We start from the raw sequence: 17,011 nt of genomic DNA on the forward strand, positions 1-17,011 counted from the left end.
ATTTCAGATAACAACTACTTTTATAGGCTGAAGTTTACGAAAAAATAAAATCAGAGGCTATTATAATGAGCAATTAAGTCGTAGCAATTGATTACCTTTTCATGTAAGTCCTGTCCAACATAGAAATATTGATTTGAGGCCTCAAATCCTATCCTAGAATCATTCGATTGAATTTCGGCCAATCGTCTAGCAATGGATAACTCGTGCTCAAGAAGAGCTATCATATCCGACAAAATAGCTGATCGCAGGGTGTCATCAGCAACCAATCGATCACGGAGCACGACAAATCGACATTGATTGGCTACACTCTGATAGTGCAGATAGACAGTCTCCGCAATACTAAGTTCGCGTTGGAGAGCATATAAATGCTCCGATTCAATCACAATATCTCGTGTATCTTGTCTTAAGATAGCCAATGCATCTTTGAAGCCGATAGCTGTCTTAGTGAGCTGTTGGATAAAGATATCTGTCGGATATATGCTACGCCAAGACGCCAAATCATCATAAGCCAGGCCGACCATAGTGGCCCGATATCCAGTAGGCTGCGACCACAGTAAATTGGAGGGGCCAGATTGCAATGGCGCTGAGTAAACAACACCTACATGATAAGGGAATTGACGAAAGGCATCACTAAAGGACTTCCATGCACGCACAACGGCCTCAGCCGCCACTTTGCCATAAAACTCTTCTGCAACAAGGTCAATAGCCTGGCGAACCGTCATCGCAGGATGGGCACCTAATAGATTGACCAGAGATAGATTAGGCGAGGGATAACCACCTAGACTCCAACCCAACATGAGACCTTTAACATTGGCTTTGCGAAGATTGTCAATATGCTGTCCAACATTAAACAATGCTGGTATGTAGGGTACAGCAGCAATCTCCCAGCTATTGTTGGCCTGAATCTTGGCAACACAGGAAATGCCCAATGAATTGGCTAAAGCCCAATGCCGCGAAGCGCGGGGCCCTGGGCCAATACTTGAAATGGAATACTCGCCGACTTTGCTCTGGATGCCGCCACGCTCTATTGGAAGATCCCACTCACTGACACTCATAAAAGCCAAGGATTGTCGATGAAGAGCTGGCAGCACCTCTTCGGCAAGTCCATCACGCCACCCCCAATCCCAGACGATCAACTGAGGGCATTCGTATTCTACATTCCTATCCAACTGCTCATACCCTTGTTTGATGCCTTCTAAATAATTGTTATTCAAAGTAGATATTACCGAAGCCGCACCTAATTTGGAGCAATGTGAACACTGGTCGCCTTGTCCGTGAGACCAACAATTAGTCGGATTCTCGGAAGCAGTAATGGAAAAGAATCCGCCTAAACCAGGTACGCTGGAAGCAACCAGCGCCAACGAACTCTTCAGATAATCGCTTACTGCGGGGATGCTGGTACACAGGGAATAGCCACTGCCCTTCAGCGCAGGATATTGACGAAAAAACTGCTCGCTTTGATTACGTGGTTCATTGAGATAGAGAAACAAGCGGATACCTCGCTTTCTTGCACGTTGGACGAGTTTCGACAAATTCGCCAGACGGAGCTCCCAATCTTGACTTTGGGTGGGATCCCAAGGGAAAGGAGTAATTTTACTGAGTACAATATGCATCCAAATACTGTCGACTCCTTTTGCATGCATCCTATCCAAATAGGCGTCAGGATAGGACTCTGTAGAGTTGGACAATAGAGGATCTCCAAAGAGTGCAAAATAGGGATAGGCAATCCGAGGGCTGAACCCCGAACCTATGGATGAAGAATTGTACGTACGGGTATCAGCGGCGGATAATTCATGAACAAAATGAAAGTAAGGCTCTTTCACCCCAGGAACACCTGATGGATAAAGCGTATCGAGATATTGACCAAAGCGTTCGACTTTTTTCAAATCCAATTTGGACATGGTGTCTGCCCATAGAAGTGCATCACAGTGAGGTTTGAGACTACCTAATTTGATATAAAAAAAATCATCCTCTACCAGCGTGAATTCGAGCTTTGCTTTGTCCCAATCCATAAGTGTGAGCAGCTGGTCTTCGGGAAGTAAGTGCCAATTGCGACGGATAACGGTCAAATAACTCCGCTCCCATTGACCTGGACTAACAACCTCTTGCGGAGGAAGGCGCATCTCGTCGGCCAACTGAATGATATGTGAAGAATCGGTATCCACAGTCTTGGCCATACGCTCCACAGGAACAAGATTCCAATTACGCCAAACGAATGCATGCAGACGCGATGGGAAATGAGCCGGCACCAATCCCCTGGGGCCGCGATCAATTATGGGTAGGCCATTCGTACTACCGAAACTCAAAGGAGCAGTCAAAAAAGCTCCGAGAGCAATGGCACCTGTAGCAAGGAAATGCCTGCGATTGAGATGAAGAGAACTGCTCATGAGGAGCTCCCCTTTCTAGCAACGCAATCAATCTCAACTTTGAGGCCTTTCATCAAGACAGACTGCACGGTAGTCCGAGCGGGTTTAATTCCCTGAAAATACGTACTATAAACCTCGTTAAAACATTCAAAATCATCAATATCACTCAAATGGACGGTACACTTGACGACATCTTCCAGCGTCATACCGACTTGCCCCAAAATAGCTTGAATATTATCTAGGGTACGCTTCGTTTCTTCTCGAATATCTGCCAATATAAAGGTGCCGGCAAATAAATCAACGGAAGCCTGACCACTGACGTAAAGCCAATTGTCCATAAAAATGGCATCCGACAACGGCAACTCAGCTATTCGTGACTGCCGCAAAGGATGCAGGATACTTTTCTTTTGTTTCATAATGCTATTGATTTGTTAGTTCATAAAATTGGGTACAGTTATGTCCCCATAATTTCAATTTCTCACTATCGCTAAGACCCAAGGTATTGTCAGATACAATATGACATACCTGCTCATAAGCTGCTCCTACCAAACACACTGGCCAGTCACTTCCAAACATAACACGATCTATTCCAAAAATATCTATGCTGATAGAAATGTATCGCTCAAAATCTTTGATTGTCCATGACTTCCAATCGGCTTGGTTGATTAGTCCTGCTATTTTACAGTACACGTGGTCAAGTGATTTAAATCGCTGAAGTCCCCTCTCCCAATTCTCATAGTCCTGTGTTCGGATAGGTGGCTTAGCGATATGGTCCAAGACAAATCTTTGGTCTGGAAACTCCATGCAAAAGGTAAGCGCATGCTCCAAATGCTTGGGATAGATGAGCACATCATAGGTGTAATCATATTTGCGTAACAACCCAATGCCGCGACAAAAATCTGACCTCAGGAGAAAGTCATCTTGGGCCTCGGATTGGACAATATGCCGAAATCCTTTGAGCCGAGAGAAAGAGGAATAGTAATCTAACCTAGACTCCACTTGTGGAGACCGTAAATCCACCCATCCTACGACTCCCTTGATAAAGCAATATTGAGTGGCTAGATCTATTAAAAAGTCATTTTCGCGTTCACTCTGATCGGCCTGAACCGCTACGCCTCCATCAAATCCTTGATTAGTCAATGCCGGTAAAAGATCATCAGGCATAAAATCTTTCTTTATCACAGTCATATCATCAGTAATCCAAGCGTCTTTAACGGGATGATATTTCCAGAAATGTAAATGACTATCAATTTTCATATCTCTATTTTTTTTATTAGATGTCTATTCGGTCAACTGGAGAATTTGCTAGTGTCACAACGCAAATGAATCTTAGCGACAGCACATTTTCATATCTAAGCTTTGTGTTCAGTAAGTTTTATTAGCTGAGACAAGAAGGCCCCAGCGGTTCAAAAAATTTGTACCCTAGTGAAAACTCAAAATGGCCAAGTTGCTCCGCGCAACTGAGCTTACCCTGTACCACACGTATGACTTCTTCTAAAATCTCGTCTGCAACGGCGTCCAAGGAACAATTTTCACTCAAGATCTTGCCTGCATTGATATCCATATTTTCATGCATACGGGAATAGGTCTCGGGATTGGCACAGATTTTAATAACAGGAGCAATAGCCGAACCAGCCACGGACCCTCTACCGGTCGTAAACAGCACACATTGGGCTCCCGACGCAATAAGCTCATTAATCTCGGAAATATCATTGGGATTAGGGAAACCGAATGTAGGCGGGCCATCGGGTACAATATCAAGTAAATAAAGTCCTGGGAACAAAGGTAGATCGCATGGTTTCAATAATCCAACAATACGCGAACTCCCACTTTTACAATACGCACCTATGGATTTTTCTTCTAGGGTGCTCAAACCGCCGGCTGCATTACCCGGAGCAAAGCTACCGTGTCCCATAGCAGCATAATAATGCGCGGCCTTGACTATTGTATCGCGCAGTCGATCGCCCAACGCTGGATGTATAGCCCGTCGATATAAATCGTCTTCCAGGCCCACCATCTCACCGGTATTTTCAAATATAGCAGTGGCACCGGATGCTACAAGCCGATCAAAGGCAAGCCCCGTGGCTGGATTGGCCGTGAGACCACTTGTAGCATCACTACCACCTGATACAACACCGACAACCAGATCTTCAAATCTCATCTCCACTCGCGGTACAAGCCGAATCTGCTCTAAACCGTTGCTGACAAACTCCGTTCCGAGAGCTATAGCCGAGCTGGTACCGCCTTCCTGTTGTATCGAAATGAGTTTAACCGGCCGACCACTCTCTTGAATAGCGTGATAAAGAGACTCATTATTGAAGCTTTCACATCCAAGGGATACCAACAGCACCCCCCCGACATTCGGATGCTTACATAGTGCATGCATCATCTCTTCCGCGTATTGATTCGGGTAACAACCGCTGAAGCCGATAAGATGTACCTCGCGCTCGTCAAATCTAGACGCTATTTTTTTGGCAATATGGTGTGCACACTCTACAAGATAAGCAACTAAGAAGATGTTCCTGATGCCCTTTCGGCCATCTTTGCGAAGATATGCAAGTCCTAAATTTCTCATACTGAATTATTTTGTAAAACGATGGGACGATGTATATGTTGGTAAATAATCACTTTGCAGATTGTGGATATGAACATGCTCACCAACCATTATATCTGCTATGGCCGAACCGATAGAAAGACCAAACTTAATAATCTTGTCGCCTTTTCGGATAATTTGAGAGGCGATCTTGTGCCCTCTATCCAAATCGTATTGGATCTGAAAACTAACACCATCAATTTGCACAACCTCTCCTCTAGCAAGAGGAATCTTGACAACAAATACGTTATCTTGGGAGTGAACCTTAAAAATTTTTTCCATATTCATATTTTTAAACTGTGCGGATTTGACTGCCCACTCGCGCGTAAAAAAGGATGTAGAGATAGGCTGGAAGACAAATCAAATAAGCATGTTGATAGTTCCATTTCTCGGCCGAGAATCCAAAAAACAGAGGTAGAAAGGCTCCACCAATGATACCCATAACCAAAAAGGATGCTCCTTTTTTGGTAAATCGCCCCAAGTCGGTAAGTGCCAATGGAAATATTGTAGGCCAGAGTAAAGAATTGGCAAAACCAAGAAAAGCAACGAGATAAATAGAAAGACGCTCAGGAGAAAAGACAATCAACCCGGTAAAGAAAATACCCAAGCATGCACAAATGGTCAATCCCTGTTGTTGGCTCAACCTTTTAGGGATAAAGCCTATCCCCATACTATATCCCAGTACCATTGCCAGTGTTGTATACCACACGTAGAATTCGGGATGAGATAGCCCTAAGGCATTTGCATAATCATTGATAGATCCCAATGCGATAATCTCGACCCCAACATCGAAAAAAATAGCAATGGCACCTAAGTATAAATGGGGAATCTGGAAAATATTCTGTTTCAAATTTCCATAAACCTGTTGGTTTATTACGGAGCTATCCATCTCTTCACCCTGCGCCGACAATTCGGGGAGGGGAGAAAAGTATACAAGGAATCCGATAAGCAAAGCAAATACAGCAATCAAGTAAAAAGGTAAAATCGCATCATCTAGATTAACCTGAGATAGGTCTAGAAATAACGCTAGTAACAAAGATGCGCTGGCCAAAGCGAGTTTATCGGCAATCCCCATCATACTTATCCGGCGTGCCGCACTACGGGTAGGTCCAAGGATGGTAACGTATGAATTGATCGCATCGGTCAGTAAAGTTTGGGCTATACCAAGAACAAACAAAGAACATAAAAATACTGGAAAACTGACGACAGACGCCGAATACCCAATCAGAAAAAAGCCTATAGCGAGAATCAAAAAGGAGGTGAAAATAGATTTTTTGTAACCAATGGATCGAATTATACGCTCAGCAGGCAAAGCAAAAAAAACATAAGCGGAGAAGGTGGCCGTCATAATCAAATATGAGACGGCCCTAGTTACAGTGAATGCTTCTTGCACAAAAGGAATAAAATATGCATTGATTCCGATTGAAAAACCGAGAACTACATACATACATCCAATCATCAGAAGATATAAAGAGACACTACTTTTGTCCATAATAAATACTTTGATATTAAAAAAAGACTACTTCAATAATAACCTTAAATAATCTAAAATCTTGGCCTTTATCTCTTCTCCGAAGCTGGCAGAAGCATCCTTGGCTGTCTGCGCATACCAATTATCCGTGGTAAACCTATCCATATCTACACCTTCGGGGCATAATGACATCATCATAGCCGTCTCTAACTTACCGGCATGGTCTATTGGGTAATCACATTGCAAAGATTGACTCAAGAGCGGACATACTTTAATCCAATTAAAGGGATTGTCACCCGCATGATGACCTTCGTAATAATCCGACGAGGAATTGCGTCCCCACCATCCTTCCCCTCGTTCTTTTTCCAAAAAATCAAATGTGGCCTGTCGCGCAGCCAGCTTAAAAGATAGATCTGTGGGCATCCCTGCCGCAAAATTTTCGCTCTGATGGTGTACAATTATATATATATTACGAAAGCCTATGCGTAAAAGATTGGTAAGTATGCTGGAAGCAAAAGGAACCAGTACTTGAGAATCTACATGGATACTTCCTTTGCCTTCGGGTGGCTCTACAGCATAACTAGCCGCCCCGTAATAAAAGGGAGGCATAATCACTAGGGGTATCTCCTGCTCGAGGATATCGAGACATCTGGTTATAACAAGGGTGTCGACCCCAGTACTAAGATGCTCACTGTGATATTCCAAAACGCCCAAAGTGAATACAACGGGGGTATGCTGGGCGATAGCTTGACGGATATCTGTCGGAAACATTAACTCATATTTCATAGTCAAATACGGATATAGTGTTTATAAATATTACAGAACAAACGCAGTGTACATACGATTGGGTATACACACAGTGTATTCCGATTTTTCTAATTCCAATCTGGATTTTGTTCCAAATTCTTATTCTTGGTTATTTCGGACTGCGGAATGGGCATCCAATACATTTTGGTTTGGAAAACTATGGGGTTGGCATCGACCTCGTGATAGGCATAGGTAAAAGACCCATTGGGCATTTTGGTAATAAGCACACCTCTATAACGCTTGCCATTCAATCTTTGTCCAGCCTCCTTCCATCTCCGCAAATCCCAATATCTCTTTTTTTCGAAGCATAATTCAACATATCTTTCATTGTGGATGAGTGCCCTCATCTGAATTTTGTCCAAAGAACCCAGCGATAATGGAGTAGTAATCCCGGCCCGCTTACGAATCAAATTCAAGGCTTCATATACAGTGGCATCGGGGGTAGCTAAAGATTCATTTTGCGCTTCGGCATAATTCAATAATACTTCAGCGTAGCGGAGCTCAATCCAGGGTTGATCACTGCCTGTAGAACCTGTGTATACGGTATTATCTGGATTGGTAGCTTTTCTGGTATAATAACCGGTAATGGTATTGTAAATGGTATTCTCCTTGGACTGATCGTAATCTCTTCCTCCTTGATAGGTCTCAAGTGTAATTTCTTTGACAGGTGGGCCACTGGTGGTGCCTTTTACTTTAGAGCCGTTGAAAGCGATGAAAGCATAGAAGCGCATATCTCTGCCTATATAGGGATTACTGGGGTCGTAGTCAGCTCCCGATTCGTGAATCGTTTTTCCATTGGCCATGGGGAAGGCATCTATCAACTCCTGTAGAGGAGAAAGCTGACCAGCATTATTATTGGCTAAAATCAACGGACGTAGACCGGCGTCCCAACTGTGCTGCTTCTCAGGAAGCTTGTATTGAACCTCAAATATAGATTCCACATGCGCATTGGACTTATCCAACCAGAGCTTATCCAAATCGGGATATAACGAATACTTATTCAGGTCGATGACGTCCCTATTAGCTTTTGCAGCGGCTTCCCACAATTCGGTATTGTTGGTTGTATTATACATTGGACTAGCATAATAGAGCAACGCTCTTCCTTTCAACGCCATAGCCGCTCCTTTTGATGCCCTGCCTCGCACGGTCTGAAGAGGTAGCTCTTCGGCTGCAGTACCCAGTTCGCTAACGATAAAATCCATAGATTCAGAAAGACTATTCCTGCCAATCTGAAGGTCATCGGAAATACTCTGTAATTTATCGATGATAGGTATTCCTCCATATCGCTTGACCATATCAAAATAAAGAAAGGCACGTAAGAAACGGACTTCACCTTTCAACCGCTTCTTGGTCGCATCGTCGAGACTTGCTCCATCCACTCTAGCCATAAACTCATTGGTTTTACGCACCTGTTGATAGGCCCAAAAGCCGATGGGATTGGTGATTTGATCCCATTGACCAGCCAAAATCTGATTCGGAGCATCACCAGGGTAATTGCAACGTCCCTCGTCGGTAATATTATCTTGAGTATTGGAATATTCGTATCCTGGACGATCATTGTACATCTGATTAACAAAAAGTTCAATAAGCTTTGGATCCTTCCAAACATCATCCTCAGATATGGCTTCGGGGTTGGAGGGATCAAGAAAATCTGAATTACAGGATGGCAGAATCGTGATGCAGACCATTGCAATAAAAATGTATATGTATTTTTTCATGATATTTAGGTTTAGAAAGATAATAGCAATCCCAGGTTATAATTGCGTTGCTGAGGGTAATAGTTACCTGCTCCAGTGGCCGCTTCAGGATCCATTTCCTTGACTTGGCTAATCGTAAATAAGTTATATCCCGACATATAAACCCTCAACTTGCTGATCCGCAAATCTGAAAGCCACTGCGATGAGAAATTATACCCGATATCTAAGGATTTCAATCGAATATAACCTGCCTTTCGCAGCCAAAACTCTGAATCCCTATTGTTAATTAACCGAGAATCTATCCAAGCCAAGGGATATTTTGCATCGGGATTATCTACACTCCATGAATCGGCAAAATAAGAAAAGTTGTTACTAGAGCCTCCATTGAGATACATTACACGACCTGACGAAGTCAACATTAAATTGCGCTGAGCAGCTCCCTGAAAAAAGAAATTTAGGTCGATTTTGCGCCAGGTCAGATTGCCCGTAAGACCATACATGATACGAGGTTCGTTACCATAGTCTGAGATAACTTTCTGATCTTGGATGGTAACCTGTCCATCACCATTGACATCTGCATATTTGATATCTCCAGGTAGATTTTTTTGTCCAAACTGAGTTCCTCCAAACCAAGAAGCTGCCTCAACCTCGCTCGTGATAAGCCCTAAAGACTCATATCCCACCCGAAATCCAATAGGTCGACCTAGCTTTTTATCAAAATCCAAAGCATTGGCTGGATCGTCTATCTGTGTGACCTTATTGGTTGCATAGGAGCCTACGAGTCTGAAATTATAGGATAGACTGCTAGCAAAGGTTTTTTGATGCGTTAATGTCAATTCGATACCATTGCTATTGACCTTAGCATAGTTTTCATCTGGTAAAACACGTCCGAAGGTACCGGGTACAGACCGATCTCTATTCCATAAAATATCACTCGTCTTTCGGAAGAAATAATCGATTTCTAATCCAAACATGGAATTGAGGAAATTGATATCCAACCCTATATTGGTATTGTCTTGTTTTTCCCAAGTGATCGCTTGATTGGGGTACACTCCATAAGCAACTTGGGAAACAGCCTGACCATCTATTATAGGTCCAACACCAGAAATCAGTGAATAGGTCTCCTGGAACTGATAAGCATTCACACGATCATTGCCAATCAGACCTTTGGAAAATCGCAACTTTAGATTATTGATAAAATTCAACCCGGAGCTTTCCTTGAAAAAACGCTCTTCCGAAATACGCCATCCTGCAGAAATTGCTGGGAAGAAACCAAACCTATTTTCTTTTGGAAAACGATATGAACCATCGTATCTAAAGGTACCCTCCAACAAATACTTACCGTCATAGGCATAATTAAACCTACCAACTACGCTTCGGCGCGCGTCACGAATGTACCCGCTCCCGCCGATGGATTGATTATTAGGCCCACTGGCAAAAAACTCGTCTTTGATATTGGTCGCAAAATCTTCTTTGTTAGCGTTAAATCCCTTGCCTTTGGAACTATATTGCTCGAACAACAACAGTCCCGATATATCGTTTTTCAGAAAACTACGTTGATAATTCAAAGAAATATTATATGTATAATTGGTTAAATCATCAAAAGCTTCATATAAGGAAGTACGACCTCCAACCATCTTTTGATTGACTATATTGCCATCTGGATCCTCATCATACATGACATAAGGCGTCGCGAATTTTTTATTGAAATGCTGTTGCTTAAAGTAGGAAAAATTGCCGTTGAAGGCCAACCCCTCGGTAATATTTGTCAATTTTTGATTAAAAAAGAGGGTACCCTGGAATATATTGTATTCTGATTGGTTATATCCTGACGACCTAATCATCTCAACAGGGTGTGACCCTGTGGTATTGGCTGCCCTACCACTAGGATAATAAGCCTTACGTGTAGGAGAGACATTGATGACGCGGTGAAAGATATCATTGGCATCCCAACTGGGGGAATCGAACAATTCCTGTCGAGCATCTACATTGAGTCCAACCGTTAAACTCTCCGTAATAGAGGCATCGATATTGGACCGTAGATTGAACCGCTTAAAGCCAATATTGTCATAAATTCCATCTTGATCTAAATATCCCAGGGAACCAAAGTACCGGATGGACTCAGATCCGCCAGCGACGGAAAGATTGTGCTGCGTCTGCATACTCTGTTTCTTAAAAGACTCACTATACCAATCTGTCCCATTTTGTTTGAAGTCCTCTAGCTCTTCATCCGTATAGAAAAAATTCTTCTGGACGGGATCGGTTGGATCATAACCTTGATTTAAAAAAGCTTGGTTCCTGACCTTTCCATATTCAAAAGCACTCATCAACGCAGGATACTGAGTAGGTTGCTGTAGACCATACATACCTGTATAATTAAGAACTGGCTTACCTACCTTACCTCGTTTGGTGGTTATCAAAATCACCCCATTCGCTGCACGGGCACCGTACACCGCGGCAGCTGATGCGTCTTTCAAAACTGAAATATTGGCAACTTCATTGGGATCTATATTTCCAAAGCCATCCGACCGAATAATCCCGTCCACCACAACAAGCGGACTATTGTCGTTGAGTGTGCTCAATCCTCTCACGCGGATTGCAGAACTATTCCCAGGGCGCCCATCACTATTGACAGAAGAAATACCTGCCATCCTTCCCCCAATGGTATTGGTCAGATTATTGGTTGGGGTCTTGGCAATCTCATCACCACTAACGGTCGCAACCGAACCTGTCAGGTTTAGTTTTTTCTGGACTCCATAGCCCACTACAACGACCTCATCCAGAGCATCAACAGATTCTTGAAGCGTAACGTTAATAGTCGAATTATTAGAGAAATTCACTTCCTTACTGCTATAGCCAACGAAGGAAAACACAAGTGTAGTACTATTGGCTGGCACCTGTAAAGAGAATCTACCATTCTCATCGGTGGTGGTCCCGCTATGATTTCCTTTTACAGATACCGAAACACCATTCAAAGCATCCCCCTTCTCGTTTTTAACCACTCCAGTTACGGTTCTTTGTGAGTTTGGAATGATAGAATAATTATTTATCAGCTCTTCACCAGGTCTACCAATTCGACTTCGAGGTTTGATAATAATGGTTTCACCGCTTAGTTCCCAAGATACTGGCTTATCTTTCAACAACACATCCATAGCTTTACGCAGGTCGAGGTTTCGAATCTCCACATCGATATGGATGTCAGCAATTGCCCTCCCTTGAAGAAAAAAAAGCTTGCCACTTTGCTCCTGAACACTGTACATAGCATCTACTAATCGAACATTCTTAGCCTTAAGATTGATCACTTGGGCCAACGTCTTGCCCGAGACGTGAAGGGTACCAAGCAGGGTTAACAGAAATACTAATTTCATATAAAGCAGTATTGACTTGATTAAAGGCCGGCGGAAGCCCTTAACATGTGCGAAAAAAATCATAAATTTGAAATGTTTAAACTCGTTAAAAGTTGTTTCCTAATCACTTTTACTTGCGTTTTGCAAGTGTCACAACAGTTTAGCAAACCATAACCGAATAGTGTTACCGCACTATTCGGCTTTTTTATAAACCGTTACCTTAACCCTAATTCAGAACTGTCGTGTCTTTTTCATAATTTCTATTTATTTAAATGGTCTAATAATGATGATATTTAAAGGACTACCAATCGCTTTACTCCGTTTTGCTGTTCGATCCGAAATTCCAAGCCGCTCGATTTCAATATTTTTAACACCTCAATCAATCCGCTATTGCGATTTATCTCGCCATAAAAATGCGTAGGAGGTACATTTCTCTCGTACTTGATTTCAAAGCCGTACCATCGACTTAATTCCATTAAAGCTTCTCGCAGTTCAGTATCTCTAAAAATAAACTTGTCTTCTAGCCAACCGATTTCAAACTTAATATTGACAGTCTTTTTATGAAGCTGACCAGAGGTTAGGATTCCCTGTTCCCCAGGAGACAGATGGACAGATTGAGGCACTACAGTACTGCTTTTCAATCGGACTGCTCCATACAGCAATGTTGTCTTGGAGCATACATCATCAGCGTATGCTTTTATATTGAATATCGTCCCTAGAACCTCAACTGACTGTGTTGCAGACGTCACAATAAATGCGGTTTTTCTCTTATCGGCTTTTGAATCTTTCTGATAGTACTGATGTGCGACGTCAAAATATCCTTCACCATCAAGTTCCACAGAACGAAGGGAATCTGAAAACCGAATCGGATATTTCAATGTACTTCCCGAATTGAGCCACACTTTGGTCCCGTCGGATAGCGTCACCTGATATTTGCCTCCTTGGGGTACTTTCAATGTGGCATAACTTACGGCATCATCCTCCACCGTACCGACAGAACTACCATCTTGATAGCGCATATCGGCCCCGACAACAATACCTCTTTTGTCAGCATCGAGGGGAATCAGGGTGCCATCCGAAAGCTCTAGAGTAGCAGTACCGTATGTTGGGGAGATATCTTTAAGCACTTGGATATGGGATGCCGATGAGTCTATTGCGATGTAAAAGTAAATACCTATCGCACTAAATAAGAGTAACAAACCTGTATACTGTAGGTATCGACGGGGGCGAGAACGATGTGGCCTATGGTTGTGCTTGTATCGATCGATCTTTTCAAAAGTCAATCTATCTAATCTTTCATCCCAATGTTCATCAATAGATTGCTTCAATTGAATATTATTCAAGACGTCCTTCCAAAAACCCTCATCTGTATCGAGCCTATCTAACAGGGCTTGATAGCTAGGGTCCTGTTCTGCCCATTGAAGCAATTGTTGCTCCTCAAGAGGACTTATGCTACCATCTAATTTGGCTTTTATCAAGTGGGCAATCTTTGGAATCATAGTGGTCTTATTGGTTCAACACACTAGATACGAGAAATGTCAGAAAACCTTAGCATCTATTTTCTTTTTTCTAATAAAATCGCAGCCAATTCAGTTTTTCACGGAAAGGATATCGATGCCCTGCTCAAGATAAGACCTCTTTTTACAGAAATTTACGATTAAAGAATAGCAACCGTCAACATCAATATCAATAAAATGCTACTTCCCTTCAACCCGAAACTCACACCCTGCCAAATAAATGTATATTATTGGACGTATTCGTAAATATCGCCAACTAAAAAAATGAATAAATGAGAAAAATATCAGAACTCCATGAAAGGAATACAGATGCAATAACAGTCTGGCTTTAGCCGTCTACTAGTAGGATGGCAAACGTAATAATATAATTGACAATCAGCTATCCCTCGCCTCTTGGTGGGGGATTTATATTTTTTAAATTCACTCTTCTGTAAGTTTTATCAGAATCTTTCAACTAATAATCTAAATTGAAAAAAAATGAAAAAATTTTACATTATTATTCTGCTTGCATTAGCAGCCTGTGGCCCCCAATCCTCTCCTGAAGGAAGATCAAAAATAAGAGATGAAAAACTTCAGGAAGAAGTTGCCGACCTAAAGAATCAAATGAATGCTATACATGACAGTGTACGCATTATCCGCAAAGAGCTAGACGAGCTAAATCTAATGTTAGATGAAAGTACAAACTGATTGTTGAGCAACATTAGCCTTAATACTATCCCTCTCTTTAATTGTACGAGATAAAAAGACCACCACTTAGTCTATCACAGGTGGTCTTTCAAGTATACAAATTCACTATAACTTACTTTGAAGATACTTCCGTGCCGAATTTTATTTGGCAGAGATATTTGATTGGAAATATCCTTCCAAGTTCGAAGATCAGTAGAACTGATCGCTCCGTAGAGTCCCTGTTGATATTTATCAAAATAAACAATCCACCGCTTGCCTATCTGTAAACTAGTTGGTCCTTCTGCCCAATAAGCGCCTGTAATTGGCTCAGAGGCGGGGCCATAAGGTCCAATCAAGTTATCGCTGTAAGCAACTTTAAGATTCTTTGCAACAGGTTTCAGACTTTCATCTTTCAGAAACATCACGAATCGCCTCCCATCCTTGACTATACTGGCGTCAATGACATTAAACCCAGGATTATACAATAACTTCGTTTCTGAAAACTGCTCAAAATTCTTTGTCGTGGTATAATACAACCGATGATTATAACGATCTTCGGACTCGGTAGAGGCCGGAAAACAACCAGGAATAGTCGTTGCCCAATAAATCATGTAGGTCCCGGATGTGGAATCGTAGGTAATTTCGGGTGCCCAGGCATTTCTTGCATGTGGCTCATGGTACATCACGGGGATGATTTTTTGCGCCGTCCAGTCCACCAGATTTTTGGACGAAGCATAACCGATGCCTTTCTCCGTCCAGCTAATGGTAAATACCATATGAAATAAACCGTCGGCCCCTCTGATGATGCAGGGATCGCGCATGAGTTTATCCGGTCCGAGTATCGGTTCTAAAATCGATCGATCATCTTTTAGTGCCTTCCATAATAAACCGTCATGGCTATAGGCAAGATGTAATCCATCCTGCCCATTGTCTTTAAAGTAACTAAAAAGGTAAACGGTATCTTGTAGAGCCATGAGCTGATTGGACACGAAGAACAACCAAGCGAATAAAACCAAACGTTTCAATATAGATATTTTTAGAAGTATGTACTTATCCAATGGATCTACCAATTATCCGATCGAAACGGAGAAACAGGAAGACCACGACTATTGAAAAGATTAGGCATAGCAATCTCTGAAAATCCAAAACGAACGGCTACAGGATTTTTCACCTCTGATGATTGAATAATCAACTTATTCCCTTTGACACTGCCTTTCGCAGCATGAAAGACTTTATCTGCACCCGCAATCTGTAAATCCGTAACATCGCCATTGGCCTTTAGATTACCATCTAGATTATAAAAAGTGACCTCAATGGAATTGCCTTTCACTTCACTGGATTGGTAAATTGGTGATTTATAGTCTTTGATATTGTGTTTGTAAATGTCGACCAAAGCCATTTCGGAAAGACGTAGGGCCACTTCCCTTTTTTGCGTTGGATGTATATCCTTTATATTATCGACCAAATCAGTAACGACCACCATCCCTGTATTCCGTAGCTCTAAGGCTGTTTTAGCTTGTTGTTCTCGTAGATAGGCAGCTAGGGGGGCTTGGTTATTATACGTGTAAGGAGCGATCTGAACAAAGTAGAACGGAAAATCATGGTTCCAAGCCGAACGCCATGCATTGACCATGGTCTTCATCAATTTATCGTATCCCTGCCATGAGCCTACGTTACTTTCCCCTTGATACCAAAATGCTGCCGTAAGATTGTATCCCACAAAAGGAGAAATCATACCATTCCAAAGGACACCTGGTTGATTGGGGCGGTAGTCAGACACGCCTTGCATTTTAGACTTCTCCAATAAGAGAGGATCATGATTTATTAAATAAGAAGGTGTCCAAACTTCAGCAGGAGTCCCCCCCCAACTTGAGTTGATGACACCAATGGGAACATTTTCCTTGGCGTTGATTTCCTTGGCTATAAAATATCCAATAGCAGAGAAGGGCTTCAATGTTTCGGCATTCAATACAGTCCAAGAGTTAGGCAATTGTTCTTGCGCGGCTCCTGCTCCTGCACGACTAACTTGCAGTAAGCGAATATTTGGATTATTAGCTGAGGGTAATTCATCGATAATTTCTTTCAAATTTTGATTGCCACCCCATTCCATGTTGGACTGTCCAGAACATAGAAAGACATCACCCAATAGGACATCTTGCAATGTCTGATTCTCACCATTCAGGCTTACATCAATTTGATAAGGTCCCCCAGCTTTGCCCGCAGGTAAGACAACTTTCCATTGTCCATTTGGATCGACTTTTGCAGTAATAGCTTCCTGTGACCAACTGACTTTAATTTGAATCTGTCCTCCAGCACCTCCCCAACCCCAAAAATTAATAGGAGTATTGCGCTGTAAGACCATATGATTAGAGAAAAAATTTGGTAACCTCAGTTGTGCAAGTCCCTCTTGGGCAATTGCAAATAGCAGGGCGAAACATAGCGTAATATGTTTTAGGATATTCATGACCGTAGATTTAGGTTTACTAGCTGTAAATGTACAAAAATCAAAAATAAAAACCGTCCTGTACCACTAGTTTGTGGCTAAGT

At 42.3% G+C, this 17,011-nt stretch carries 13 protein-coding genes; 1 reads left to right on the forward strand and 12 read right to left on the reverse strand.

What is annotated here, in order from left to right; translation table 11 throughout:
- Positions 1 to 50 precede the first annotated feature (50 nt).
- The 10 genes from OQ289_RS16175 to OQ289_RS16220 form a co-directional block, all read right to left on the reverse strand.
- Positions 51 to 2,387, reverse strand: coding sequence for a hypothetical protein (locus OQ289_RS16175; RefSeq protein WP_270087885.1), 2,337 nt, complete (start codon positions 2,385 to 2,387; stop codon positions 51 to 53).
- Entirely contained in the window at positions 2,384 to 2,782 is a 399-nt protein-coding gene (locus OQ289_RS16180) for a RidA family protein (RefSeq protein ID WP_270087886.1), read from the reverse strand. Before OQ289_RS16180 ends, OQ289_RS16175 begins: the two co-directional genes overlap by 4 nt.
- Before the next feature lie 4 nt (positions 2,783 to 2,786).
- Positions 2,787 to 3,623 (reverse strand): amidohydrolase family protein, encoded by an 837-nt coding sequence (locus OQ289_RS16185; protein WP_270087887.1) that lies wholly within the window; start codon positions 3,621 to 3,623, stop codon positions 2,787 to 2,789.
- Positions 3,624 to 3,744: 121 nt separating this feature from the next.
- On the reverse strand, positions 3,745 to 4,941 hold the full coding sequence (locus OQ289_RS16190; RefSeq protein WP_270087888.1) for a UxaA family hydrolase: 1,197 nt from the start codon (positions 4,939 to 4,941) through the stop codon (positions 3,745 to 3,747).
- A gap of 6 nt (positions 4,942 to 4,947) precedes the next feature.
- Positions 4,948 to 5,241 carry a UxaA family hydrolase gene (locus OQ289_RS16195; protein WP_270087889.1) on the reverse strand — a complete coding sequence of 98 codons (294 nt, stop codon included), beginning with the start codon at positions 5,239 to 5,241 and terminating at the stop codon, positions 4,948 to 4,950.
- A gap of 10 nt (positions 5,242 to 5,251) precedes the next feature.
- The gene (locus OQ289_RS16200) at positions 5,252 to 6,451 is read right to left on the reverse strand and encodes an MFS transporter (protein ID WP_270087890.1); all 1,200 of its coding nucleotides are present in this window, start codon (positions 6,449 to 6,451) and stop codon (positions 5,252 to 5,254) included.
- Between the two features lie 27 nt (positions 6,452 to 6,478).
- Positions 6,479 to 7,216, reverse strand: coding sequence for a creatininase family protein (locus OQ289_RS16205; RefSeq protein WP_270087891.1), 738 nt, complete (start codon positions 7,214 to 7,216; stop codon positions 6,479 to 6,481).
- 89 nt (positions 7,217 to 7,305) lie between these two features.
- Complete coding sequence (locus OQ289_RS16210; RefSeq protein WP_270087892.1) at positions 7,306 to 8,955, reverse strand: RagB/SusD family nutrient uptake outer membrane protein; 1,650 nt, start codon at positions 8,953 to 8,955, stop codon at positions 7,306 to 7,308.
- Positions 8,956 to 8,966: 11 nt separating this feature from the next.
- Positions 8,967 to 12,302 carry a SusC/RagA family TonB-linked outer membrane protein gene (locus OQ289_RS16215; RefSeq protein WP_270087893.1) on the reverse strand — a complete coding sequence of 1,112 codons (3,336 nt, stop codon included), beginning with the start codon at positions 12,300 to 12,302 and terminating at the stop codon, positions 8,967 to 8,969.
- A gap of 272 nt (positions 12,303 to 12,574) precedes the next feature.
- Positions 12,575 to 13,780 (reverse strand): FecR family protein, encoded by a 1,206-nt coding sequence (locus tag OQ289_RS16220; protein ID WP_270087894.1) that lies wholly within the window; start codon positions 13,778 to 13,780, stop codon positions 12,575 to 12,577.
- A gap of 495 nt (positions 13,781 to 14,275) precedes the next feature.
- On the opposite strand from OQ289_RS16220, the gene OQ289_RS16225 reads away from it, so the two are divergent.
- Positions 14,276 to 14,485, forward strand: a complete 210-nt coding sequence (locus tag OQ289_RS16225) for a hypothetical protein (protein WP_270087895.1) — start codon at positions 14,276 to 14,278, stop codon at positions 14,483 to 14,485.
- A 74-nt stretch (positions 14,486 to 14,559) separates the two neighbouring features.
- On the opposite strand, the gene OQ289_RS16230 is transcribed toward OQ289_RS16225, so the two are convergent.
- Positions 14,560 to 15,489, reverse strand: coding sequence for a glycoside hydrolase family 43 protein (locus tag OQ289_RS16230; RefSeq protein ID WP_270087896.1), 930 nt, complete (start codon positions 15,487 to 15,489; stop codon positions 14,560 to 14,562).
- A 38-nt stretch (positions 15,490 to 15,527) separates the two neighbouring features.
- Positions 15,528 to 16,928 carry a sialate O-acetylesterase gene (locus OQ289_RS16235; protein WP_270087897.1) on the reverse strand — a complete coding sequence of 467 codons (1,401 nt, stop codon included), beginning with the start codon at positions 16,926 to 16,928 and terminating at the stop codon, positions 15,528 to 15,530.
- Positions 16,929 to 17,011 lie beyond the last annotated feature (83 nt).

Source organism: Sphingobacterium sp. SYP-B4668 (assembly GCF_027627455.1).
Taxonomy (GTDB): domain Bacteria; phylum Bacteroidota; class Bacteroidia; order Sphingobacteriales; family Sphingobacteriaceae; genus Sphingobacterium.

What these genes read in the sequence shown, in the direction of transcription:
- OQ289_RS16175 (WP_270087885.1), bottom strand. Translation starts at nt 2,387, where the DNA reads ATGAGCAGTTCTCTTCATCTCAATCGCAGGCATTTCCTTGCTACAGGT.
- OQ289_RS16180 (WP_270087886.1), bottom strand. Translation starts at nt 2,782, where the DNA reads ATGAAACAAAAGAAAAGTATCCTGCATCCTTTGCGGCAGTCACGAATA.
- OQ289_RS16185 (WP_270087887.1), bottom strand. Translation starts at nt 3,623, where the DNA reads ATGAAAATTGATAGTCATTTACATTTCTGGAAATATCATCCCGTTAAA.
- OQ289_RS16190 (WP_270087888.1), bottom strand. Translation starts at nt 4,941, where the DNA reads ATGAGAAATTTAGGACTTGCATATCTTCGCAAAGATGGCCGAAAGGGC.
- OQ289_RS16195 (WP_270087889.1), bottom strand. Translation starts at nt 5,241, where the DNA reads ATGGAAAAAATTTTTAAGGTTCACTCCCAAGATAACGTATTTGTTGTC.
- OQ289_RS16200 (WP_270087890.1), bottom strand. Translation starts at nt 6,451, where the DNA reads ATGGACAAAAGTAGTGTCTCTTTATATCTTCTGATGATTGGATGTATG.
- OQ289_RS16205 (WP_270087891.1), bottom strand. Translation starts at nt 7,216, where the DNA reads ATGAAATATGAGTTAATGTTTCCGACAGATATCCGTCAAGCTATCGCC.
- OQ289_RS16210 (WP_270087892.1), bottom strand. Translation starts at nt 8,955, where the DNA reads ATGAAAAAATACATATACATTTTTATTGCAATGGTCTGCATCACGATT.
- OQ289_RS16215 (WP_270087893.1), bottom strand. Translation starts at nt 12,302, where the DNA reads ATGAAATTAGTATTTCTGTTAACCCTGCTTGGTACCCTTCACGTCTCG.
- OQ289_RS16220 (WP_270087894.1), bottom strand. Translation starts at nt 13,780, where the DNA reads ATGATTCCAAAGATTGCCCACTTGATAAAAGCCAAATTAGATGGTAGC.
- OQ289_RS16225 (WP_270087895.1), top strand. Translation starts at nt 14,276, where the DNA reads ATGAAAAAATTTTACATTATTATTCTGCTTGCATTAGCAGCCTGTGGC.
- OQ289_RS16235 (WP_270087897.1), bottom strand. Translation starts at nt 16,928, where the DNA reads ATGAATATCCTAAAACATATTACGCTATGTTTCGCCCTGCTATTTGCA.